This window comes from Kineosporia babensis (genome assembly GCF_021129305.1).
GTDB lineage: Bacteria > Actinomycetota > Actinomycetes > Actinomycetales > Kineosporiaceae > Kineosporia > Kineosporia babensis.
The window spans coordinates 25,710-47,559 of the sequence record NZ_JAJOMB010000010.1 but is presented as its reverse complement, the minus strand read 5'-3'; the positions used below and the strand labels follow the sequence as shown (position 1 = coordinate 47,559).

Sequence of the window (21,850 nt, the reverse complement as noted above, 5' to 3'; positions counted from 1 at the left end):
GGCCCATCAAAGGACGTCGGCGGGCACCTTTGGGTCCCGGCGGCGGTCCTGCGGCGGCATAGAGGAGCGTTGGCTGCGACAATTGGCGGTTATGAGCGAGCCCATCCCGATGCCCCGGATCGAACTGCCGCCGGGTCTGCCCTCGGCTGCCGTCATCGACCTGGACGCCATCGCGGACAACGTCCGGGCCCTACGCTCGCACGCCCCCAAGGCCCAGCTCATGGCCGTGGTCAAAGCCGACGCCTACGGTCACGGGCTGGTCCCCAGCGCCCGGGCGGCGCTCGCCGGTGGAGCGGCCTGGCTCGGCACCGCGCAGATCACCGAAGCCCTGGCCCTGCGCGCGGCAGGCATCCAGGCGCCGGTGCTGTCCTGGCTGACCGTGCCCGGAGACCGCTTCCAGCAGGCTATCCAGCAGAACATCGACCTGGGAGTCAGCGCGGGCTGGGCGCTCACCGAGATCGCCGCCGCAGCCCGCGAGGCCGGCACCCCGGCGCGGGTCCAGCTCAAGGTGGACACCGGGCTCAACCGCAACGGCTGCACCCTGGACGACTGGCCCCAGCTGATCGAGGACGCGCTGAAACTCCAGGCCGAGGGCCTGATCTCGGTGGTCGGTGCGTTCTCGCACTTCGTCTCGGCCGATGCCCCGGGCGATCCGGTCAACGTCGAGCAGCTGGCCAACTTCGTTGCCGCGCTGGACCAGGCGCACACCGCAGGCGCCCGGTTCGAGGTCCGGCACATGGCCAATTCCCCGGCCACACTGACCAATCCGGCCGCGCACTTCGACCTGGTCCGGCCCGGCCTGGCGGTCTACGGCCTGAGCCCACTGGCCGGCCGGGAGCCCGCAGAGTTCGGCCTGCGCCCAGCGATGAACCTGCTCGGCCGGGTGACCAACGTCAAGAAGGTGGCTGCCGGGCAGGGCATTTCGTACGGCCACACCTACACCACCGGTGAAGACACCTCGGTGGCGGTGATCCCGCTCGGCTACGGCGACGGAATTCCCCGGCACGCCAGCAGTTCCGGCCCGGTGCAGATCGCCGGGCAGCAATACCGGATCGCCGGGCGGGTCTGCATGGACCAGTTCGTGCTCGACCTCGGGCCCGCCGGCCTCGACAAGATCGAGGCCGGTGACACTGCAGTGCTTTTCGGCAGTGCCGCCGGACAACCGAGTGCGCAGGACTGGGCCGACGCCGCCGGAACGATCAACTACGAGATCGTCACCCGCGTGGCAGCCCGGGTACCCCGGCTCTACGTAAGCGATCAGCGCTAGGACGGCGGACCATGGCCGACAAAGGACCGGCGAAGCCGCCGAAGATCGTCACTCCCGCCCCCACTCCGGTGCGGCCCAACTTCTGGCGCCCGGAACGCACCGCGCTGGCCTTCGGCGTCGGCCTGGCCGCCACCGGAGTCGGCGCGGTGATCGGTCTGGCCGCCGAGCGGGTGGCGGTGGCCCGGAAGCTGCGGGGAACGCTCGAAGAAGAACAAGTGCCCACCGACGGACGCGGCGGGCCGCCTTTGGGCTCGCTGCGTGGCCGTTCCCGAGTGGTGATGAGCGAAGACGTCCCGCTGCACGTCGAGGTGGACGAGGCCGATCCGGACTGGGTGGCCGATCCGGTCACGAACCGGCAGCTCGACCAGGTTCCCGAACCACGCCGTAAGCCGGCGCTGACCGTGGTGTTCACCCACGGCTACTCGCTCAGCCTGGACGCCTGGCACTACCAGCGGCTGGCCCTGCGCGGGCACTACCGCCTGGTGTTCTGGGACCAGCGCGGGCACGGCCGTTCCGGCACCGGCGCGCCCGGCTCGTCCACGATCGAGCAGATCGGCCGGGATCTGTCCGCGGTGATCGACGCGATCGCCCCGGAGGGCCCGCTGGTGCTGCTCGGGCACTCGATGGGCGGGATGACGGTGATGTCCCTGGCCGAGCAGCGTCCCGAGCTGTTCGCCGAGCGGGTCGCCGGGGTCGGCCTGTTCTGCACCAGCGCCGGCGGCCTGGGCGCGATCGACTTCGGCCTGTCCGGTCTGGGCCGGGCGATGATGACCGTCGCCCCCACCGCGGCCCGGCTGCTGGCCCGCCAGCCCACCCTGGTGGCGCACGGCCGGCGCCTGGGCAGCGACCTGGAAAGCCATCTGGTGCGCCGCTACTCGTTCGCCTCCCCGGTACCGGCCGAACTGGCCCGGTTCTGCGCCGGAATGATCGCGCAGACCCGGATGGAGGTAATCTCCGACTTCCTGCCCACCCTCGGCAGCCACGACAAACGCGTCGCCCTGGCCACCCTGAACGGTCATGAGCTGCTGGTCATGGCCGGTGAGAACGACCTGCTGATCCCGCGCTCGCACAGCGACGAGATCTTCGCCGCGCTGCCCGACGCGGAGTACGTGGTGGTGCGCGAGGCCGGGCACCTGCTGCCGTTGGAGCACCCCGATCTGGTCAGCACCTACCTGGCCGAGCTGCTCGCGGACGCCGCCGAGGTGGCCCGGCAACAGCCGTCAAGTCGTCGGCGGGGCTGGGGACGTCGTACCGTGACCCCCGTACATCTGAAAAGCCGACAGCGCACAGAACGAGGAGGCGGTCACAGGTGAGTGGGGCGCATCGGGCCGATCCGGCCGGATCCGTCGGCCGGCCGGCCGTGACCGTGACATCCACCGTGCCCTCCGCGGCCGCCATGAGAGAGCTCGGCGGCCTGGTCGCCGGCCTGCTCGGCCCCGGCGACCTGCTGGTCCTGACCGGCGACCTGGGGGCCGGCAAGACCACCATGACCCAGGGCATCGGCGCAGGTCTGCAGGTGCGCGGCGACATCACCAGCCCGACCTTCGTGATCGCCCGGGTGCACCCCTCTCTGGTCGAGGGCCCGCCGCTGGTGCACGTGGACGCCTACCGGCTGGACACCCTCTCCGAGGTGGACGACCTCGATCTGGACGCCGAACTGTCCGAGTCGGTCACCGTGGTGGAGTGGGGCGAGGGCCTGGTCGAGGGCCTGGCCGACGACCGCCTGGAGGTCCGGCTGGAACGCCCCCGCGGAGCCTCCGGCCCGGACGACCCGGAAACCCTCGCCGACGAAACCCGCACCGTGCGGCTGCGTGGCTTCGGCCCGCGCTGGGCCGGTGTCGACCTACCCTCGATCTGAGAGACCACCAACCATGACCGACCAGCTCACCCTGGCCCTCGACACCGCGTCCGGCACGGTCTCGGTCGCCGTGCACGACGGTGCCCAGGTGATCGCCGAACGGGCCGGGCAGCAGTCCGGCAAGCACGCCGAGCAACTCACTCCCTTGGTCGAGGCAGTACTGGCCGAGGCCGGGCGCACCCGCGAAGAGCTCACCACGGTCGTCGCCGGGGTCGGCCCCGGGCCGTTCACCGGCCTGCGGGTCGGACTGGTCACCGCGGGCGTGCTGGCCTACGCGCTGGACCTGGAACTGCAGGGCGTGTGCAGCCTGGACGCGGTCGCGATGGGCGCCGTAAAGGCAGGCGCCGAGGGTAGTTTCATCGCCGCGATGGACGCACGCCGGCGCGAGGTCTACTGGGCCCGCTACGAGGTCCTCGAGATCGACGGGGTACGGGTGCCAGTGCGCGCTGCGCTGCCCGAGGTCAGCGTCCCGGCCGAACTCGACCTGGAGGGCCTACGCGTGGCGGGCCGAGGCGCCCAGCTCTACCCCGACGTCCTTGGTTTACCCCTGGAAGGCCCGCTCGACCCGTCCGCGGGCGATCTGGCCACCCTGGCCGCGCTGGACAAACGCTTCGTACTCGAGCCCGAGCCGCTGTACCTCAGGCGCCCCGACGCCCAGGCCAACATCAACCGCAAACGCGTTCTCAAGTGAACCTGCGGCCGATGCGCTGGTGGGACATCGAGGCGCTGATGCCGATGGAACGCGAGCTGTTCGGCGCCACCGCATGGACCCCGGAGATGTTCTGGTCCGAGCTGTCCCACCCGGAGACCCGCTGGTACGTGGTGGCCGAAAACCCCGAAACAAAGGACGTTCTGGGTTACGCAGGGTTGTTGGCTCCTGGTTCGGAGGCGGACGTGCAGACCATTGCGGTGTCCTCGCGCGCCCAAGGCCAAGGCATCGGCCGGGTGCTGCTGGACGCGCTGATCGACCAGGCCCGCGAGCGCGCCGCCACGTCGCTGCTGCTGGAGGTCCGGGCCGACAACGAGCCGGCGATCAAGCTGTACTCCGGGCGCGGCTTCGAGCGGATCGCGATCCGGCGACGCTACTACCAGCCCGGCGACATCGACGCCTGGGTCATGCGGCTACGGCCCTTAAGCTGATCGCCGTGACTGAAGAACCCCTCGTCCTCGGCCTGGAGACCTCCTGCGACGAGACCGGCGTCGGCATCGTCCGCGGCGGCACGCTGCTGGCCGACGCGGTGGCCTCGTCGGTCGACCAGCACGCCCGCTTCGGCGGGGTGGTGCCCGAGGTCGCCAGCCGGGCCCACCTCGAGGCGATGGTCCCCACCCTGCGCCGGGCCTGTGCCGACGCCGGGGTCACCCTGAACGACCTGGACGCCATCGCCGTCACCTCCGGCCCGGGCCTGTCCGGCGCCCTGATGGTCGGCGTCGCCGCCGCCAAGGCCCTCGCCCTGGCCCTGGGCAAACCGCTGTACGGCGTGAACCACCTGGCCGCCCACGTGGCCGTAGACATCCTCGAGCACGGCCCCCTGCCGCAACCCGCCGTGGCCATGCTGGTCTCCGGCGGCCACTCTTCCCTCCTGATGGTTCCGGACGTCACCTACGACGTGCAGCCCCTGGGCCGCACCATCGACGACGCCGCCGGCGAGGCCTTCGACAAGGTCGCCCGCCTCCTTGGACTCGGCTTCCCCGGCGGCCCGCTGGTGGACAAGGCCGCTCGCGAGGGTGACCCTGCCGCGATCCGCTTCCCCCGAGGCCTGAGCGCTGCCCACGACATGCGCGACCACCGCTTCGACTTCTCCTTCTCCGGCCTGAAAACCGCTGTGGCCCGCTGGGTCGAGCAGCGTGAGGCCAACGGCGAGCCGGTTCCCATCAACGACGTCTCGGCCTCGTTCCAGGAGGCCGTGGTGGACGTGCTCACCCGTAAGGCCGTGCTGGCCTGCCAGGAGAACGGCGCTGAACACTTGCTGATCGGCGGGGGAGTGGCAGCCAACTCGCGGCTGCGCGCCATGGCCCAAGAACGCTGTGACAAGGCGGGTATTCAGCTGCGGGTGCCGCGGCCCAAGCTGTGCACCGACAACGGCGCCATGGTGGCTGCGCTGGGTGCTCGCATGGTGCAGACCGGCCGTACCCCCTCCGACCTGACGCTGCCGGCCGACAGTTCGATGCCGATCACGCTGGTGCAGGCCTGAGAACGGGACCGGAGACGTCTCCGCAGCAGACAGCCTGATCCCGACCTGCCCCTATCGGCACAGTGAGTCACGCTATGACACGCTAAGCTCAATGGTGCTGGTTTCGCTGGTTTCTTGAGGGGACGGATGTTGCACGCCACTTTGGCCCCGGCTCGGTCTGTGCCCAGCACCTTTTCTTTCGGTATCTCCGTATGGTTCGGCTAGCGGAACCTCCGGGGCGGAGATCCTGTCGCGAGGGCGGCTCTTGGTCCAGTTGCAGGGATGGGGTCACCGGTCGCAATCACTGGATGGTTGAGCTTGAGCAACTCCTCAGCGGGCACACGGAACTGACTCAGCGTCTGATCAGGCACGAGATACGCGATCTGCTGAAGCGGGCTGAAGCCGACAATTGTCGGTTTGGTACCGCTTCCGCCGGGTGCGATGTTACGCAGATGGCCGTGGCGCCCACGATTCTGGAGCTTCGCATGAGCTGGCATCCGGGCGGCGAGGACGAACGGTCGAATCTGGTCCGGCTGTACTTCACAGAGCCCGCTGATATTCCGGACTGTCTCTACGCTGCACTCTTGGCCAGCAAGGCTCCGGGGCCCATGGGGCTGGAGGAGCAGAACGGCCACGCACGACAGGCCGACTATCGGGTGCACGTCGCGTTGGGTGCTCCTGGAGGACAGCCCTCGCGCTCAAGTTGATGTGCAACTATGTCGTTGAGCGCATAGGCGGCCACGGCAATCCTGTGCCGCGGGTTCGGTAGTGAAACCGCAGCGCGCCCCATCGGCGCGTTGACTGACCTAGGAGTTGAGCCATGGATCTCGACGAGATGTTGGGCATCAACCCGCAGGATCCGAAAGATCGCCATGCCCGTGCACTTGTGGAGGCGGACTCCAAGCTCCTCGACGACCTTATTCGCATCCGCGAAGAGCAAGGTCTGTCGCAGACCGACGTCGGCCGGCTCATGGGCATCTCTCCCAGCTCCGTCTCCCGGATAGAGAGCGGAGAGCGCGATCCTCACTTGTCGACGTTGCGGCGATACGCAATGGCGGTGGGTGCCACCGTTCAGCACACCGTTGGCAAGTTTCAGGACACGGCGACGACGGCTGAGGCCGTGTGGGCAGGTGGGGCGTCCACGAAGATCACAACGACTTGGACGAGCCAGACCTCCGAACTCTCCACCTTGGTAGCCCGTGTCGCTCATGTGCAGCAGGCGAAGGAGGGGGCCTGATCACCTGTGCCTGACGAAGCAGCGCCGAATTCTTTCGAGCTTCCCTCCATAACCGGCTTACATGTCGTCCGGGCAGCCGTGATGCCCTACGCCGAACCTATGGACGAAGAAAAGGCAGCTAGCGCGGCTGAAACTGGAGAGGTTGAGAACGAAGTCACCTTCTCTCTCAACCTGATTCAGACGCCAGGCCCTCAGCTGTTGGGGGCGGACGTCTCAATCATCCAGTCCGGGTACTTGGTCGGTGTCACGGTCTACGGTGTCTTGTCTGGGTCGGACGAGCTCAAGATCCCCTCGGCCGAAGACTTGCTGGAAGCACTCGACGGCCTCTATCGGCATACGATGTACGATTTCGCAGCCACGATTATGCGATCCCTGGCCGCGATGATTGCCGATCCTGAGATTCTGATCCCGATCGCCACTCCGCAGCCTACGCTTTCGCTATCAACAGGCGCACACGGCTGAGCCCGGGTCCGCGGGGCAAGGCTGTCGTGACAGGCTGTACGAAGTGAGCGAGTACCAGTACTACGAGTTCCAGGCGATCGACCGCCGGCTGACCGAGGACCAGATGCGGCAGCTGCGGGACATGTCGACCCGGGTCACCATCACCCCGACCAGTTTCGTGAACGTCTACCACTGGGGTGATCTCAAGGGCGACCCAAAGCGCTTGGTGGAGCGGATGTTCGACGCTCACCTGTACACCGCCGGCTGGGGCAGTCGGCAGGTGATGCTGAAGGTGCCGAAACGCCAACTCAGCCTCAAAGTTGCGGAGCAGTACTGCGACACCGATGTGGCTTCTGCCTGGAGCCATGGTTCCAGCGTCGTCCTGGATCTCAGCATTCACCCGGAAGACGGGGCAGACGAGTACTGGAACGAGGACGACCAGGAAGAAGGCATCCTCGGTTCCATCGTGGCGGCCCGGACGGACCTGGCCCGAGGAGACCTGAGACTGCTCTACATCGCCTGGCTCTTCTCCGCCGACGTGGGTGAACTGGAGGACGACGAGCTGGAGCCCCCGGTTCCACCCGGCTTGGGCGAGCTGCCGGGGTCGTTGGAATCCTTGATCAGCTTCCTGCGGATCGATCCGTACCTGGTGGCGGCCGCGGCGGAGGGCAGCGAGGAGGCTCCAGACGCTCCCGGGGACGAGGAATTGGCCGATTGGGTGGCCAATCTCCCGGCCAAGACGAAGGACAAGATGCTGGTTCGCCTCATGCGGATGGAAGACCAGTTCCTTGGGCAGACCCTGATGCGCCAGTTCCAGGAAGCCCGCAAAGCCGATGCACCGGCCGGGCCAGCCTCACGCACCGTGGGCGACCTGCTGTTCCGCGCCGCTCAGCTACGCGGAGAAGGGGAACGTGCCGCGGCGGAGGCCAGCCGGCGGGCCGAGGAGGAACGTCAGCGGAAAGCTGCTGTCGCCCGAGGGAAGCGCCTTGACGCCCTGAAGAAGCAAGGCGAGCGGCCCTGGAAGCAGGTGGACGAGCTGATCGCCACCTCGAAACCCAGGCAGTACGACGAGGCTGTGGCGCTGCTGGTCGACCTGCGTGATCTGGGCGTACGTGAAGGCGCCGAAGCGGCAGTGACTGAACGTCTGGACGCGCTCGGAGCCAGGTATGCGAATCGGACGGCGTTGCTTCGGCGGTTCGACGCGGCAGGGTTGGGCTGAAGCCCACGAATCCTGAATGACCGGCAGCGGTTCTCAGTCCAGCAGGCCGCGGATGTCGTCGGCGGTCAGGGCCGCTGAGCCGATCTCGTCGCCCTCCAGAACGCTGTTGGTCAGCGCACTCTTGCGGGCCTTGAGCGCCATCACCTTGGCCTCGATCGTGTCCTTGGCCACCAGTCGGTAGACCATGACGTTGCGGGTCTGGCCGATCCGGTGCGCACGGTCGACGGCCTGGGCCTCGACCGCGGGGTTCCACCACGGGTCGAGAAGAAAGACGTAGTCGGCCTCGGTCAGGGTGAGGCCGGTGCCGCCAGCCTTGAGGCTGATTAGGAAGACCGGTGCGTCGCCCTCGCGGAACCGGGAGATCACCTCAGCCCGCTTACGGGTCTTGCCGTCGAGATAGCAGTACTCCAGGCCGGCCTCGTCCAAACGCTGGGCCGCGCGAGTCAGGAACCGGGTGAACTGGCTGAAAACCAGTACCCGGTGGCCCTGCGCAGCAATCTCGGCCAGATGCTCGAGAAGGGCGTCAAGCTTGGTACTCGGGACGTTCGCGTGGACCGGGTCGATCAGAGAGACGTCGAGGCTGGCCTGACGCAGCAGGGTGAGCGACCGGAAGATCTCGAAGCGGTTGCGGGTCAGATCGCCGAGCAGGCCGAGCACTCGCTGGCGTTCCCGCTGCAGATACTTCTGGTAGATGGTGCGCTGTTTCGGTGCCAGGTCGAGTTCGATCACCTGCTCGCGCCGCTCGGGAAGGTCGCTGGCTACCTGTTCCTTGTTGCGACGCAACATGAGTGGGCCGATCCGGCGGCGCAGCTGGGCCAGCCGCTCGGGGTTCTGCTCGCGTTCGATCGGCTTGCGGTAGTAGTCGGTGAACCGTTCCGCTCGCGGGAACAGGCCTGGAGCGGTGATCGAGAACAGGGCCCAGAGCTCCATCAGGTTGTTCTCGATCGGGGTGCCTGTGACGGCGAGCTTGAACTCGGCGGAAAGGTCGCGGGCGCAACGATAACCGGCGCTCTGGTGGTTCTTGACCGTCTGCGCCTCGTCAAGGATCAGGCCGGCCCACTCGAACTTCCGGTAGTCCGCGAACTCGAGCCGGAACAGCGTGTACGAGGTGACCACCACGTCCACTTGCTCGATGGTCTCCGAAAGCTCGTATCCTCGGCGGCTACTCGTCGCATCGAGCACGGCCACCCGGAGATCCGGGGTGAACTGCTGCGCCTCGTGCGCCCAGTTACCGATGACGCTGGTGGGGGCGACCACTAGGAAAGGCAGATGCGAGATCTTTCGTTCCTGGGCGTGCTGCAGCAGGGTCAAGGTCTGCAGGGTTTTGCCCAGGCCCATGTCGTCGGCCAGAACCCCGCCCAGCCGATGCTGGAGAAGCGTTGCCAGCCAGCGGAACCCGTCTTCCTGGTAGCTGCGCAGCGAGGCCTCGACCCCGGCCGGCAACTTGTGCTCTGGCAGATCGGCCAGCTGGCTCAGCGTCTGGACAGACTTGCGCCAGCCAGCGGCCCGGCCCTTGATCTCACCGAGATCATCGATCTCGGACCAGATGCCACTGTGGAAGCGGCCGATCCGCACCGAGCCCTCAGGTGCGTCCATAATTTCTCTGGACTCAGCGATCAGGGCGGCGAGCCGGTGGAACTCGTCCCGGTCCAGACTGAACCAGAGGCCGTCCTCAAGTAGGAGGTGCATCTCGCCCTGGGCGAGCGCCAGAAAGAGCTCCTGGAACGGGATCTTGCGGCCGTCCACGGTGATCGTCACGGCCAGGTCGAACCAGTCCTGGGAGTCGCCGCCGTCGGCCTTGGAAGGAGCGAACGAGAAGACGGGGGCGTCGTGGGACTCGTGGTATTCGGGAAGCTCGGATTCGCCGGTCACGAGGGTGATCAGAACGTCGTCGCGATCCCGGAGAGCGGGCACGACCTGGCTCAGAAGATGGGCCGTACCCATGCCCTCGACCGTGCAGGAGGGTACGGGTGCCAGGCCGCGCGTGGTCGGCTCCAGCAGACCTGGAACCTCGCCGAGAATCGGCCTGAGCTGCTCCAGTACAGCGGACTCCCCGGCAACGTTCCGCTTGGCGGGGGTCTTGCCGTAGGGCAACCGGACCGGCTCCCGGCGACTGGCCTTGCCCAATCGGTAGATCCACGACGACTCCAGCCGGACGCGGTGCTCGCCGATCACGGTGATGGTGAATTCGATGACTGGAGGCAGCGGTTGGGGAGTTTCGACGGACCCGTCCGGGCTCACGACCTCGATCTGCTCGGCCAGTCGCGGGAAGAACTCGGTCAGGAATCGCTCTTCGCCGGCCGCGGGGATAACCGGAAAACCGTTGTGGGCCAGTCGCCGGAAGACCTCGGGCGGGGTAACGGCAAGGGCAGCCAGACTGAGCTGATCGCTGCTGTGATCGGGGTGCCAGGCCACGCCGTGGGCAGGATCGGCGATGGGAAGAAATGGCGCTTCCACATCTGTACCGTCGCCCGCAAGAACCGCTTCCATGTGTATCCCCGCACTGCTGCGGCGTAGAGCGATCCGCGGAGTCAAGGGTTCGGCGAGTACCCGCACGGGCATGGCCGTGCGTCCGGACATCACCAAGGGCAGGCCGGACGCCTTCATCTCCTGAAGGACCGGCCAAATTCGGCTGCTGGTAATGGAAGTGAGGGTGAAATGCCGGTCGTTGATGTGTGGGGCGTAGCCGGTGGCAAGCCCGGCGAACTCCTTGAGCAGCCGGACGTGCTCCCGGGGTACCCGCCGAAGGTGGTGATCCGTGTAGTTGAGCCAGGTCCACGAGGCCGTCGAGCGAACCCAGCCGCCGTTCGTGCCAGGAATGACCAGACGAACATCGATAGCGGCAGGTTCGGCATCGGCTCGCAGCTCAAACTGCAGGGCAATCTGTGCGTTCTGCGGGGCCGGGCTGACCTCAGAAGCCTTGGTAGCAGGCTTGAGCACTTGGGTAAGGGCGGCTTCCCACAGGCTTGGTTCGGGTGCGGTCGGAAGCTTTGGCCGGGTGCGGGCTTCGGTGCTGAGGACGAGGGCAGCGACATGGACACAGTACTTGCGCTTGCCGCAACTGCACTGCCGGACATCAGGATTGCCGGGCCGTTCCGGGCTGAGCCTGACCCACGCGGTGAACTCGCCCTGATCCGTGTGAACGGTTCCCAGAACGGTGGTCGGGTCGTCGTCGCGCCGGACCACGCTCACCCGGTTGGAGCTGACCAGGTCGCGGGCTTCGAGGAGCATGGCGGTGCCGGACTGCTCGTGGACAGCGATCTCGATCGCGGTCAACTCGATGGACGCCAACCTGTACTCCCGTCTGATGCTTGTAGGGCCCCATTTTCCCGTAGCTGGAGAGGGCTGAGTGCTCGGGTGGGGAGCGAAGGCCGGAAAAGTCGTTTCCGGGAGAGGCATCGAGCGATCAGTTTGAGTGCTTTGATGGCATTAGTGGTTTTTGGACGATGCGGAAGAGATGCAGTGCGGAGGCTCTGCCGTTGCGCCTGAACAAGCGGGTGCAGGTCATGATCGAGGCCTTGACCGGACCCGCTCAGGCGCTGGCGGGTCGTCATCTTGTCGGTGGTGGCAGCTACCGTCCGGACCGTAGAGAGCACCACGACGCAAACGAGGATCCGGATGCAGAACGACGAACTCGAGACGGCCGGGCAAGAACCCCTGAAGCAACTCATCGCCCGGCTGGCCGCCGGCGAGGTGACGCTCGACGAGATCGCCGAAGATTTCCGACGGCGCACCTTCCCCAGTCGCCCGCGCGTCGTCGACGGCGAGGACGCAGAGGCTGACCCGGAAGGCTCGTTCATGGAGGTGGCGGTCGCCTTCAGCATGGGCCAGATCGATGCGCACACCTACGACGTGCTCGCTCGTGCGGCCGTCCAAGGTGAAGAGCGGCGGCAAACGGGGGTGAGCGCCTCACCGGCAGGTCCCGCCCTCACCTGAACTGGACAGGGGACCACCTCGCGCCTGGGCCCTTCATCATCCGAGCTCTGATCTTCGGTCCGGGTTCTCGAAGTAGTACCGAAGACATTGGTAGGCAGGCATGGCATTTTCACCGAGCCAGGCAGCCTCCAACATCAAGTAGGGACGGCCCCCGGCCCCTTTCCCCAGGATCCCGCCGCGAGTGCGTTCGCGGACCCCCGGCATTGACTCGAAAGGCACCCCGATCCAGGCGGCCGGGAGCGTCTCCGGTACCACCTCGCGGACCGCATCCCACGGCACATACTGTTCAAGGGCTGGTGTGTGGTGATAGATGCCCGCGGCTGTCACCACGATGCCGCCAGGACTTTTCCGGACCGCGGACAGCACGATCCAGGCTGACCCGACAGCCAGGGCCCCGCACACCACGGCCCGAACCAGTCCGTCGGTTCCACCCGCCCAAGCGCCTGTGATGGCGTAGCCGGCCAAGCCGACCGCGATGAGCCCGACGAATGACAGGTTCCAGACGTATCTCCGCCGCGAGTAGGCGAAAGCTAGTCCCGTCTCCCCGTGCGGTGTCATTGCTGTTGGCGGGTTTTCGGTGTTGGGCCGTAGCTTGCGCGTCCTGCTGATGGCCAGCCCTGCAGCGAGGCTGAAGAAGGCAGCGGTGAAGACGATCGGCAGCGAGGCCATGAGCTCACCGCCGACGGCCAGCAGGACCACCATGAACCACCCGAGAAGGGCGACCAGAGCACACACGAAGGCGAGGGCAGCACCCCTGAAGGAGCGTGGCGGGTTCGGCCAGTCGCGTGGCGGAGTTCTCTCCGGGGAGATGTTCATGTCCTAACCAAGCCTTCGGATGAACTCGCGGGCATTCTGAAATTCCTCAGAGATTTCTCGGGGCGCATCGGTGATGTCGCTGCCTACGCTATCGGCGGTGTCCTTGACCCAGCCTCCGGTGGCCTTGAAGCCCTCTTCGATCGCGTTGCGAGTGCCTTCCGGCAGATGGTCGTACACAGTGTCCGACACAGCGCTGGCGGCCAGACCGCCGACCAAGCCTCCACCGGCACCCACAACCGCCCCCACCGCAGTGCCGGCGCCGGGCACGACGGAACCGAGAACAGCCCCGGCCGCAGCGCCACCGGCAATCGCTCCGCCCACACCAGCAGCACCGCCGATGACAGCCTTGCCTACGGGCTTCTCCTTCTGGGTGACGTCGTACCAGACGTCGAACCCGGTCAGTCCCCAGCCAACGACAGGAAGTTTGGCCGTGATCCTTTCACCGGCCTGGATGGTCTTCTGGAGCTTCTGAAACTCCAGGGCCTCGTTCATAGCTTTAGCTCTGAGGGACAAGGCATATCCGCTGCCATCCGGGACTTTGGTGGCCCAGTACTCGGCGCTCTGGGAGAGCTCTCGAGCCAGCGTAGCCTTGTTCTTCAGGTTGCTCACATACTGACCAGCGAGCAGGCCGACGGCTGCGTCGTTGCCGAAGGATGCTGCCAGGATGAACCATTTGCCCACCACATCGCCCCAGGCATTCTGGAACGTCTCGTTGAGCAGGGCGATGCTCTGGCGGACCACGTCGACGGCCTCCTCTTTCTCTACATAGAGCAAGAGGAGGTCTTGGTGAGCGTTGTACGTCTTCAGTTCATCGGTGTAGGCCTGAGCTTCTTGATCGGTGATCGCTCCGTAAGGTTCAGCGGGAAGTGCAGGTCCTGAGCCTGGTTCCAGAATAATCTTGCCATCGATGTCGAGGCCACCCTCGCGGGCGTCGTCGCGGATCCGCGTCATACGCCTTTGGGCAGTAGCGAGGTCATCAGCCAGAACCTTGAGCGCCTCAGCGAACTTGTCGATGGTCTGTGCGAGTTTGAAGGCGTCGCGTCCGCCGGTATCCATCCGGCTACGGAACAGGGTGGCCGCGTCGCCCTGCCAGTCCGACTCAGCATCGTCACGAGCCTTGAACACATCCGTGACTGCGGTATCCACCGCGGGAGACAGCGAATCGGCCAGCCAGGTGGACGTTTCCCGGATGCTTTCAGGGTCGCCCTGAACGGCGGTGTCGATGGGCATTACTTCTCCTGGTAGGCGCCGGCCGAGGCCTCGTCCGTGGCGCTGTACTTAAGCTGTGCCTTGGAAACTGCCGAACTTGATGCCTTCATACCGACAACGAAATTCCCAGCGTTGTCGGCAAAGTGGCCGACAATCTGACCGATCAGAGCTGAGAGATCGCCTGCTTCGGGCGGACCCGGCATCCCACTGCCTATCGCGTCAAGTTCACCGGCGCCCTTGCTCAGGTGCTCGGCGATCATCTCCAGAGTGGACAGTTCTACCTGCAACTCGTCGGCCATCAGCTGTTCACCCCGGTGCGGCGAAGCTCCTCTGGAATATCAACATCCAGCACGATCATGTCGAAACCGGTTGCCAGTCGAATGCGCTCCAGATCCGTGCTGAAAAAGACCCGCCATGGCTGCCCCGGGCCACACTTGGCCACCAGCCGATCCATGGCTGAGTAGACCGGCAAGGCTAGCCGACCATCACTCATCAATCGCAGGTCGACCTCAAGCTCGTTGTCATTTCGGGCTGGGCCACACGGCACATAGATGATGGGAGGAAAGAGCTCTCCGGGATGATTCCCACTCCGGTAAAGCCTTTCGGCTTCCACCGCGCTGTCCTTCACTCCATCATCCATGGTTCGGATACTAGACTGGCAGGCCAACATACGGGTCGGCCCTTGATGGAATCATGACCATCCATTAACGCTAGATCGATCACATCCCCAGGTGATCGGAGCGGTCTCGACGCGCGCGAGCACAGCGGATCCGACCAGTCGGTTCGTCGGCAGATGCAACCGGGTCGGGTCGTGTCCGAGGGAGTGCTCGGGGCTGTCCGGTGTAGCGGCTCTGGAGCTTGAATTTCGTGTTGGTTCCCTCGGTTGGCCGTTGCTGTAGAGCAGGCTCAAAGCGGCTGTGGCGGCGTCCCGGTCCAGGCGCAGGCCGCTCACAAGACTGCTCAGAGCGGGTTGGAGGGCAGGCCACGATCCATTCAGGCCGTGATGTCCCTGTTGCCCGTTCGGTGATTATGAAGGCGAATCTGCCTACCAGGTGGGGCGAGAGTGGCTGATCGAGCTGCTCTTTCGGGAATCTCTGGGCCGGTTTCTGTCCAGCCAGGGTCCTCCGGCCGCACGGGTCGTGGGCGCGCACTGGACTAGATCGAACGACGTGAAGATCGACGTGGTCGGGGCAGACCGCGGTCCGGTCGTGAAGGAGGTCGGTATGTAAACGACAACTACGAGTCGGACGAGCAGGATTCTGTCTTTCGGTCCCAAGCTGGCGTAGGCGGTGCGATGGATGCGCGGCCGGTTCTGCCTGCACCCCAGTCAGGACCTGGGCCGCAGGCCGTTCCTTGTTTGGATGGGGCTCCACAGGGCATAGCCTACGAACTATCCGGATCCGAATCGGCTTATCCGGAAGTCAGTGCATTGGGAGGGCGAGGGTCTTCGGTGAAGGCGCCGCAGCGAGCTGAACAGCAGAGCGATTAATTCACACAAAGGGTGCATGTGAGCCAGTAGGGTCCTTGAACACGTTCGCCGCGGCCATGGAGGGCGCACGATGCAGGCGCAGACCCACAGTCCGACCGGGATCTTCGGTAACCAGATCCGCTACGTGGTCCCGCTGTTCCAGCGGCCGTACGTCTGGAGCGAAGGTGAGCAGTGGGCGCCTCTCTGGGAGGACGTCTGTTCGGTCGCGGATGCTGTCCTGCAAGCCCCCGCGCCAATGGGTTATGGCGGCCCGACCGTGGCCCCGCACTTCCTCGGCGCCATCGTGCTGGAACAGCAGGCGACTCTGGCCGGCTACATCGCGGTGCGTCATGTCATCGATGGGCAGCAGCGACTGACGACCCTGCAGATCCTGCTCGACGCGGTGCAGGAGGTGGTCGAGGCGCACGGCCGCTCAGTCGACGCCCAGGCACTGCATTCGATGGTGACCAACAACCCGGCCGTCACCCAGGCGCCGGAAGAGACCTTCAAGGTCTGGCCGACCAGCCGTGACCAGCAGGTGTTCCGGCTGGTCATGGACAACGATCAACAGGTGCCGCCGGAACTGGCCGAGAACGCGATCGCCCAGGCCCACAGGTTCTTCCGGACCAAAACGTTGGAGTGGTCGGGCGTCGCGACAGAGCCCGAACAGGCGGCGGAACGGCTCGGTGCGCTCGCGCAGACGTTGGCGCATCACCTGCGAATGGTCGTCATCGATCTGGAGCCCGGGGACAACGCCCAGGTCATCTTCGAGACACTCAACCATCGGGGCACGCCGCTGCTGGCGGCAGACCTGATCAAGAACTACCTCTTCCAGGTCGCCACCGCACAGAATGCCGATCTGGAGAAGCTGTACGCGCAGTTCTGGGCGCAGTTCGACAACGAGTACTGGCGTGCTCCGGTTGCCCAAGGACGCCTCTACCGTCCTCGGATTGACGTGTTCCTGAACTACTGGCTGACCGTCAAGCTGCTCAAAGAAGTTGCCACCGACCGGATCTTCGTGGAGTTCCGAGATCTGGTGCGCCGGGAGCAGTCACCGGTCGCCGAGATCATGAACGAGCTGGCTGAAGCGGCCTCCATCTACGAGAGCCTCGACAAGCTGCCGGAGTCGTCCGTTCCCGCCCGCTTCCACTACCGCGTGGTCAAGGCTCTGGACTCGGCAGCGGTCACCCCGTTCTTGCTGTGGCTGCTGCGCTGGAATCAGGATGCGTTGCGCATCTCCGAGCGTGACCGTGCCCTGAACGCCGTCGAGAGCTGGATCGTTCGGCGCACGCTGTGCCGGCTGACCAACCAAGGCGTCAACCGTGTCGTCGTCGAGCTGCTTCGAACGCTGGTCCGATCCGGAAGCCCCAGCAACGCGGGCGCATTGACCGAGGAGTTCCTCGGAGCGCAGACCGCTGACTCACGGCTGTGGCCGGATGACGAATGGTTCATCCGCTCGCTGTCGGAGGAGCCGCTGTACAAGATGCTCACCCGGGGACGGCTGCGGATGATCATCGAGGCTCTGGAGGACGACGTTCGCTCGGAAAAGAGCGAAGCCGGGCGCTGTCCACGCAACCTGACCGTGGAACACGTGATGCCGCAGGAGTGGAAGGCACACTGGGACGACGGGCGGGACCTGATTGAAGCCGCACAGCGAGATCAGTTGGTGCAGACGCTGGGAAACCTGACGCTGCTCACTGGGAAGCTGAACTCATCGGTCTCCAACGGCCCCTGGACGATGGTGGACGCGTCCGGGAACGTTCTTGAGGACGTCGGCAAGCGTGCTGCGCTGCTGCGGCACAGCACGCTGAAGCTCAACGCCTACCTGATCGTGGACCACCCCAAGAAGTGGACGGATGACGACATCCGCTCACGAGGGCTGGACATGGCCACACGAGCCACTGAAATCTGGTCGCGGCCGGGTGGGCTGGAGCAGAACGCGCCGCTAGTCTCCCCACGGATAGTGACGCTTGCTGGAGCGGACGCCGGCGGCGAACCGGTGCCTTCGCCAGTGGTGCAGCACACCGGGCGCTATCGGGCGCTCTGGGACTGGCTGCAGCGTCAGCACCTGGACCTGGTCACGGTCAGTTTCGAAGACGTAGAAGAGGTACTGAACTTCAAGCTGCCGGCATCGGCTCGGAACTATCCGGCCTTCTGGATAGGGCGCGAGGGTGGCGGTATTCGTGGTGCGATCGCGGATGCGGGCTGGCGGGCGGCTGGGGTGAATGTGGTGGACGAGCATGTGACGTTCGTGAGGGGGCAGGCAGACTTCTGAGTGCTCTCCTCGCCCCACGTTGCAAGAGTCTGTAGATCGAATGATCACGGATGGCGCCGTTTGAATGCTTCGATGCGGATCCGCGGGTACGTTGGCGGATCAAAGGCTCAGGAGCGCTCCCAGCGCCTCTGCGGTGCTGGAGACCTTGTCCTCCATCATCTCTGCGGCGTCAGCGCCCAGAGCTAGGGCTTCCATTGCGATGCCTACGGGGCTGACCCAAAGGCTGGTTGCTGCGCCGCTGATGCTGGGCAGTTGGCCCAGGATCACCTCGCCTGCGCCGACAGTGCCGGAAATCAGCGTCCCAATCGCCTCGCCCGCGTGGACGCCCAGAGACATCGCACCTTCTGCAACGGATGCGGGCGTAATCCCGAGATCGGTGGCTCCGGCGCCTAGGTTCTGCACTTGAGCCAGTGCTGCTGCGCCGATGCTCGCGGCGCCGGAGACCAGGTTCTCGATGACCTCCCCAGCGTCAAGGCCTGAAGCCGGAGCTACCCCCTCGGCGGCTACAGCGCCTGGACACGCCTCGACCGCCTCGCCCGGCAGGAGGAGCTTCGCGAGTCTTGCGGTAGAGCTCAGGTAGGCAGGCGTCTCGCGTGTGGTGGTCTTCGCGGAGTTGGTAGTCCACCAAGGAGCACGATGTTCCGCGCCCGGGGAAGCAGGCGATTTCCAGAAGTTCTGGGCATATCTGCTCATCGGATCTACCCCCAGAGCGGTACACGCAGAGACCGTCCCTCGGCTTGGACCCTTGACCATTTGCGGCTCAGCCGATCGCGGTTGTGCTCTGAATTTACGGCTCGGTGCCGTTTCCCATGAGTCTCTCCCCAGAGCACGACCTGAACGGATGCACCCCAAGCCACGGTGGAGGCCGATCCGGTGAACGCGATAGCCAGGAGCCTGCAGGTCGACGCGGCGGCTGTCCCTTGTTCGATTCACGGCCGCGTTGGTCGCAGTTACCGATCGACATCAAGACCGAGATGCAGAGCCTTCTGGAAGTCAGGCTAATCGGGTGCCTCCGGTGATCGGGGGGCGCGGAAACTAGCTGGTAATGGTCCATCCGAGAATTGCTCTGACGCTTCCGCGATGGGGGCCTAACCTGGTTGGTCTGGCGAAGACAGGAGCTTGATGTCTGAGGAACTCATGTCCGACGTCCTGATAGCCATGGACGCCGACCCAGATCTGCCGGAGAAGGCCTCATACCTGGTCTTCGGTGCTCTCCAGGGGGACGACGAGCTTGACCAGGAACTGGACAGCGAGACCCACGAACGCCCGGCTCGCCCAGAGGCCGCTGCTTCGGTGCCGGCAGTGCGCGCCTTCCTGTCCAGGATCGATGTCGAGGGATTCCGCGGAGTTGGGGCGAAGGCCCGTCTTGACCTGATGCCCGGTCCCGGGCTCACGGTGATTTCTGGGCGCAACGGCTGCGGCAAGTCCACTTTCGCCGAGGCATTGGAAGTGGCGCTGACCAGCGGAAGTTACCGCTGGAAGAACCGCACCGGTGCGGTCTGGACCGAGTCCTGGCGCAACCTGCACCAGAAGCAGACCACCGGCATCCGGGTCCAGCTCGCGATCGAGGGCCAGGGTGTCACCACGGTTGGGGCGGATTGGACGCCTGATGCTTCGCTGAGTGGGCTCACCTCGTGGGTGCAGCGCCGTGGGCCTGGCGGAACGCTGGGCCAGAAGGAAGCAGGGTTGACCTCCCTCGGATGGGTGGACGAGCTCGAGTCGTTCCGGCCCTTCCTGTCGTACGACGAGCTCAGCGCGCTCCTGTCCAAGCCGAGCGATCTGTACAAGGCGCTGGCTCCGATTCTCGGACTGCAGCAGATCGCCGATGCAATCCAGCGGCTCAAGGACCGGGCGAAGGCGCTCTCGACATCTAAGACGCTCGCCGCTGATCGACTGAAGGTCATCAAGCCGCAGCTGGACGGCCACCCTGACGAACGGGCGCAGCAGGCGTTCGCATTGGTCCGGAAGAGAGCGATCGACCTCGAAGCCGTCAGCGCCCTGATCACGGGTGCTACGCCACCGGATGACCAGGGCGTCCTGTCCTTGCTCGGCCGGCTGTCCCGCCTCACCAGCCCTGAGCCACAGGCGTTGGCCCAGGCAGTTGCGGACTTCAAACGGGCGGTCGCTACTCAGGCGGAAATCCAAAAGGAAGCCGCTGGTATCGGAGCTCGCCGACTGGCGCTGCTGCAGAGCGCCCTGGACATCCACGCAGAGGACGGCGACGGTGACTGCCCGGTCTGCGGGTCTGGGCGGATTGATGATTCATGGGCCGCGAAGGTCCGGACCGAGCTGGAGCAAGAGACGGAGCTGACGCGTCGCATCAACCAGACGAAGGCGCAGTACGCGGCGGCGATCAGGCAGCTGAACGGTTTGATCACGCAACCGCCTGCTGAACTCTCATCCGACGTCCCATCAGGGCTCCAAGCGTCCCAAATTCGAGCTCAAAAGGCCTGGCGCTCCTGGGTGGAACTGAAGACGCCCGAGGACATTGCGGCTGCCGGTCCGCTTCTCCTGGAGGAGCTTTCCGCTGCGCTCGATGTTCTGCGCTCGCAGAGCTTGGCGGAGATCGAGAGCCGGCAGGATATCTGGCAGCCGCTGGCGGTCGAGCTTGGTGCCTGGCTGGCCGAAGCCCGGAAGGCTGAGGAGGTGCAGCCCAAGCTGGCAGAAGTCGTCGCTGCCCGGGACTGGCTGGATGGGCACGAGAAGGAGCTGCGCGAGCGTCGGATGCAGCCGATGGCTACTCGTACCAAGGAGATCTGGGCGCAGCTGCGGCACGAGAGCAACGTCGATATCGACAACGTGGTGCTCAAGGGATCAGGCAACCAGCGCAAGGTGGAGTTTCCCGCGTCAGTTGATGGTGAGAAGACCGCCGGCCTGGCGGTGATGAGCCAGGGGGAGCTGAATGCCCTTGCTTTGGCGGTCTTCTTGCCCAAGGCCACGATGGCAGACAGCCCGTTCGGGTTCGTCGTGATTGACGATCCGGTGCAGGCGATGGATCCGGCTAAGGTGGATGGGCTGGCCCGGGTGTTGCAGGCCGCGGCCGAGAAGCGGCAAGTTGTCGTGCTGACGCACGATGATCGGCTGCCTGAGGCTGTTCGGCGGCTGGACATCGAGGCGACCCTGCTGCAGGTTCATCGCGAGGCCAACTCCGTGGTCGCAGTGCGAGAGGTCACGGATCCCGCGCTGTACCACCTGGCCGATGCCCGGGCGGTGGCCAGCGACAACAACCTGGACGAAGTTGTGCGGCGGAGGGTGATCCCGGAGCTTTGCCGAATGAGCCTCGAAGCGCGTTGTCGGGAGGTCTATTTCACCCGTTGCTTCAAGGCAGGCAGGTCGCGGGTTGAGGTTGAGGACGTTTGGAGCGATGCCCGGGAGACGTCGCCGCGCTTGGCTCTCGCTGTCGATCTGGCTCCTGATCAACTGACTCCGTGGCTGAATCAGCGTGGCCATCGTCGAATTGCGCTGGGCGTCTGCACGAGTGCGGTGCATCGAGGGCTCGAAGGAGACCCTCATCGGGCGATCAGCCAAGTCGAGGAGATGCTGAGGGACCTGGAGAAGCATCGTGGCAATTAGCCGAGCAGCCACTCCGGCTGAGCTTTTGGTGGCTGCAAGGGCAGCGCTGGCAGGTACAACGGCGCTGCCGAGTAGCAGTCGTGCTCGAGGCGCTGCAGTTCTGGCGCGCACTGCGCTGGAGGAGTTGATTGATCACAGGCTTGCATTAGCAGGCTCTCGGCAAGGAGCTACGGCTCCGAGTGCTGAAGCCAGCGGGCGTGTGAAACTCGTCTGCCTTCGCGCCTTGGAAGGTTCCATCACAGACCGAACAGCCTGGGCGTGGAGCGCGTTGTCCAGCGCTAGCCATCACCACTCGTACGAGTTGGCACCATCGGTGGGCGAGGTCGAGTACCTGGTGTCCATAGTCGAGGAGATTGAGCGCCGGATTACCCCTTCGGTTT

The 21,850-nt window shown here is 65.5% G+C and carries 19 protein-coding genes; 13 read left to right on the top strand and 6 right to left on the bottom strand.

Annotation, left to right across the window (positions count from 1 at the left end; translation table 11 throughout):
* Positions 1-91: 91 nt before the first annotated feature.
* From alr to LR394_RS19015, 10 genes are all read left to right on the top strand, one after another.
* A complete protein-coding gene (gene alr, locus LR394_RS19060) occupies positions 92-1,267 on the top strand; it encodes an alanine racemase (RefSeq protein WP_231443817.1) in 1,176 nt (391 codons plus the stop codon).
* Positions 1,268-1,278: 11 nt separating this feature from the next.
* The gene (locus LR394_RS19055; RefSeq protein WP_231443815.1) at positions 1,279-2,580 is read left to right on the top strand and encodes an alpha/beta fold hydrolase; all 1,302 of its coding nucleotides are present in this window, start codon (positions 1,279-1,281) and stop codon (positions 2,578-2,580) included.
* On the top strand, positions 2,577-3,125 hold the full coding sequence (tsaE, locus tag LR394_RS19050; protein WP_231443813.1) for a tRNA (adenosine(37)-N6)-threonylcarbamoyltransferase complex ATPase subunit type 1 TsaE: 549 nt from the start codon (positions 2,577-2,579) through the stop codon (positions 3,123-3,125). The genes LR394_RS19055 and tsaE overlap by 4 nt, the downstream gene beginning before the upstream one ends.
* Before the next feature lie 13 nt (positions 3,126-3,138).
* Positions 3,139-3,816 carry a tRNA (adenosine(37)-N6)-threonylcarbamoyltransferase complex dimerization subunit type 1 TsaB gene (gene tsaB, locus LR394_RS19045; protein ID WP_231443811.1) on the top strand — a complete coding sequence of 226 codons (678 nt, stop codon included), beginning with the start codon at positions 3,139-3,141 and terminating at the stop codon, positions 3,814-3,816.
* Entirely contained in the window at positions 3,813-4,265 is a 453-nt protein-coding gene (rimI, locus tag LR394_RS19040) for a ribosomal protein S18-alanine N-acetyltransferase (protein ID WP_231443809.1), read from the top strand. The genes tsaB and rimI overlap by 4 nt, the downstream gene beginning before the upstream one ends.
* Positions 4,266-4,270: 5 nt before the next feature.
* A complete protein-coding gene (gene tsaD / locus LR394_RS19035) occupies positions 4,271-5,317 on the top strand; it encodes a tRNA (adenosine(37)-N6)-threonylcarbamoyltransferase complex transferase subunit TsaD (RefSeq protein ID WP_231443807.1) in 1,047 nt (348 codons plus the stop codon).
* A gap of 287 nt (positions 5,318-5,604) precedes the next feature.
* The gene (locus LR394_RS19030; protein ID WP_231443805.1) at positions 5,605-6,003 is read left to right on the top strand and encodes a hypothetical protein; all 399 of its coding nucleotides are present in this window, start codon (positions 5,605-5,607) and stop codon (positions 6,001-6,003) included.
* 113 nt (positions 6,004-6,116) lie between these two features.
* A complete protein-coding gene (locus tag LR394_RS19025; RefSeq protein WP_231443803.1) occupies positions 6,117-6,533 on the top strand; it encodes a helix-turn-helix domain-containing protein in 417 nt (138 codons plus the stop codon).
* Positions 6,534-6,614: 81 nt separating this feature from the next.
* Complete coding sequence (locus LR394_RS19020; protein WP_231443801.1) at positions 6,615-6,995, top strand: hypothetical protein; 381 nt, start codon at positions 6,615-6,617, stop codon at positions 6,993-6,995.
* A gap of 43 nt (positions 6,996-7,038) precedes the next feature.
* A complete protein-coding gene (locus tag LR394_RS19015) occupies positions 7,039-8,193 on the top strand; it encodes a hypothetical protein (protein WP_231443799.1) in 1,155 nt (384 codons plus the stop codon).
* Between the two features lie 33 nt (positions 8,194-8,226).
* Here LR394_RS19015 and LR394_RS19010 read toward each other — a convergent pair whose 3' ends face one another.
* Positions 8,227-11,484: a DEAD/DEAH box helicase gene (locus LR394_RS19010; RefSeq protein WP_231443797.1), complete on the bottom strand. Its 3,258-nt coding sequence runs from the start codon at positions 11,482-11,484 to the stop codon at positions 8,227-8,229.
* A 327-nt stretch (positions 11,485-11,811) separates the two neighbouring features.
* Here LR394_RS19010 and LR394_RS19005 point away from each other — a divergent pair, with 327 nt between their 5' ends.
* Complete coding sequence (locus LR394_RS19005; protein ID WP_231443795.1) at positions 11,812-12,129, top strand: hypothetical protein; 318 nt, start codon at positions 11,812-11,814, stop codon at positions 12,127-12,129.
* Between the two features lie 36 nt (positions 12,130-12,165).
* On the opposite strand, the gene LR394_RS19000 is transcribed toward LR394_RS19005, so the two are convergent.
* From LR394_RS19000 to LR394_RS18985, 4 genes are read right to left on the bottom strand one after another with little or no spacing between them, the layout of a single operon-like run.
* On the bottom strand, positions 12,166-12,945 hold the full coding sequence (locus LR394_RS19000) for a hypothetical protein (protein ID WP_231443793.1): 780 nt from the start codon (positions 12,943-12,945) through the stop codon (positions 12,166-12,168).
* Between the two features lie 3 nt (positions 12,946-12,948).
* On the bottom strand, positions 12,949-14,175 hold the full coding sequence (locus LR394_RS18995) for a WXG100 family type VII secretion target (protein ID WP_231443791.1): 1,227 nt from the start codon (positions 14,173-14,175) through the stop codon (positions 12,949-12,951).
* Complete coding sequence (locus tag LR394_RS18990) at positions 14,175-14,453, bottom strand: hypothetical protein (RefSeq protein ID WP_231443789.1); 279 nt, start codon at positions 14,451-14,453, stop codon at positions 14,175-14,177. Before LR394_RS18990 ends, LR394_RS18995 begins: the two co-directional genes overlap by 1 nt.
* A complete protein-coding gene (locus tag LR394_RS18985; protein WP_231443787.1) occupies positions 14,453-14,794 on the bottom strand; it encodes an SAV_915 family protein in 342 nt (113 codons plus the stop codon). The genes LR394_RS18990 and LR394_RS18985 overlap by 1 nt, the downstream gene beginning before the upstream one ends.
* 919 nt (positions 14,795-15,713) lie before the next feature.
* On the opposite strand from LR394_RS18985, the gene LR394_RS18980 reads away from it, so the two are divergent.
* Positions 15,714-17,897, top strand: a complete 2,184-nt coding sequence (locus LR394_RS18980; protein ID WP_231443785.1) for a DUF262 domain-containing protein — start codon at positions 15,714-15,716, stop codon at positions 17,895-17,897.
* A gap of 99 nt (positions 17,898-17,996) precedes the next feature.
* Here the strand turns inward: LR394_RS18980 and LR394_RS18975 are convergent, their stop codons facing one another.
* The gene (locus LR394_RS18975; protein WP_231443783.1) at positions 17,997-18,590 is read right to left on the bottom strand and encodes a hypothetical protein; all 594 of its coding nucleotides are present in this window, start codon (positions 18,588-18,590) and stop codon (positions 17,997-17,999) included.
* A 429-nt stretch (positions 18,591-19,019) separates the two neighbouring features.
* Between LR394_RS18975 and LR394_RS18970 the strand changes: the two genes are divergently transcribed.
* On the top strand, positions 19,020-21,470 hold the full coding sequence (locus tag LR394_RS18970; protein WP_231443781.1) for an AAA family ATPase: 2,451 nt from the start codon (positions 19,020-19,022) through the stop codon (positions 21,468-21,470).
* Positions 21,471-21,850: the final 380 nt, after the last annotated feature.

Coding starts and splice junctions, on each gene's coding strand:
- alr (WP_231443817.1), top strand. CDS start 92: ATGAGCGAGCCCATCCCGATGCCCCGGATCGAACTGCCGCCGGGTCTG.
- LR394_RS19055 (WP_231443815.1), top strand. CDS start 1,279: ATGGCCGACAAAGGACCGGCGAAGCCGCCGAAGATCGTCACTCCCGCC.
- tsaB (WP_231443811.1), top strand. CDS start 3,139: ATGACCGACCAGCTCACCCTGGCCCTCGACACCGCGTCCGGCACGGTC.
- LR394_RS19030 (WP_231443805.1), top strand. CDS start 5,605: ATGGTTGAGCTTGAGCAACTCCTCAGCGGGCACACGGAACTGACTCAG.
- LR394_RS19025 (WP_231443803.1), top strand. CDS start 6,117: ATGGATCTCGACGAGATGTTGGGCATCAACCCGCAGGATCCGAAAGAT.
- LR394_RS19020 (WP_231443801.1), top strand. CDS start 6,615: ATGCCCTACGCCGAACCTATGGACGAAGAAAAGGCAGCTAGCGCGGCT.
- LR394_RS19005 (WP_231443795.1), top strand. CDS start 11,812: ATGCAGAACGACGAACTCGAGACGGCCGGGCAAGAACCCCTGAAGCAA.
- LR394_RS19000 (WP_231443793.1), bottom strand. CDS start 12,945: ATGAACATCTCCCCGGAGAGAACTCCGCCACGCGACTGGCCGAACCCG.
- LR394_RS18995 (WP_231443791.1), bottom strand. CDS start 14,175: ATGCCCATCGACACCGCCGTTCAGGGCGACCCTGAAAGCATCCGGGAA.
- LR394_RS18990 (WP_231443789.1), bottom strand. CDS start 14,453: ATGGCCGACGAGTTGCAGGTAGAACTGTCCACTCTGGAGATGATCGCC.
- LR394_RS18985 (WP_231443787.1), bottom strand. CDS start 14,794: ATGGATGATGGAGTGAAGGACAGCGCGGTGGAAGCCGAAAGGCTTTAC.
- LR394_RS18980 (WP_231443785.1), top strand. CDS start 15,714: ATGCAGGCGCAGACCCACAGTCCGACCGGGATCTTCGGTAACCAGATC.
- LR394_RS18975 (WP_231443783.1), bottom strand. CDS start 18,590: ATGAGCAGATATGCCCAGAACTTCTGGAAATCGCCTGCTTCCCCGGGC.
- LR394_RS18970 (WP_231443781.1), top strand. CDS start 19,020: ATGTCTGAGGAACTCATGTCCGACGTCCTGATAGCCATGGACGCCGAC.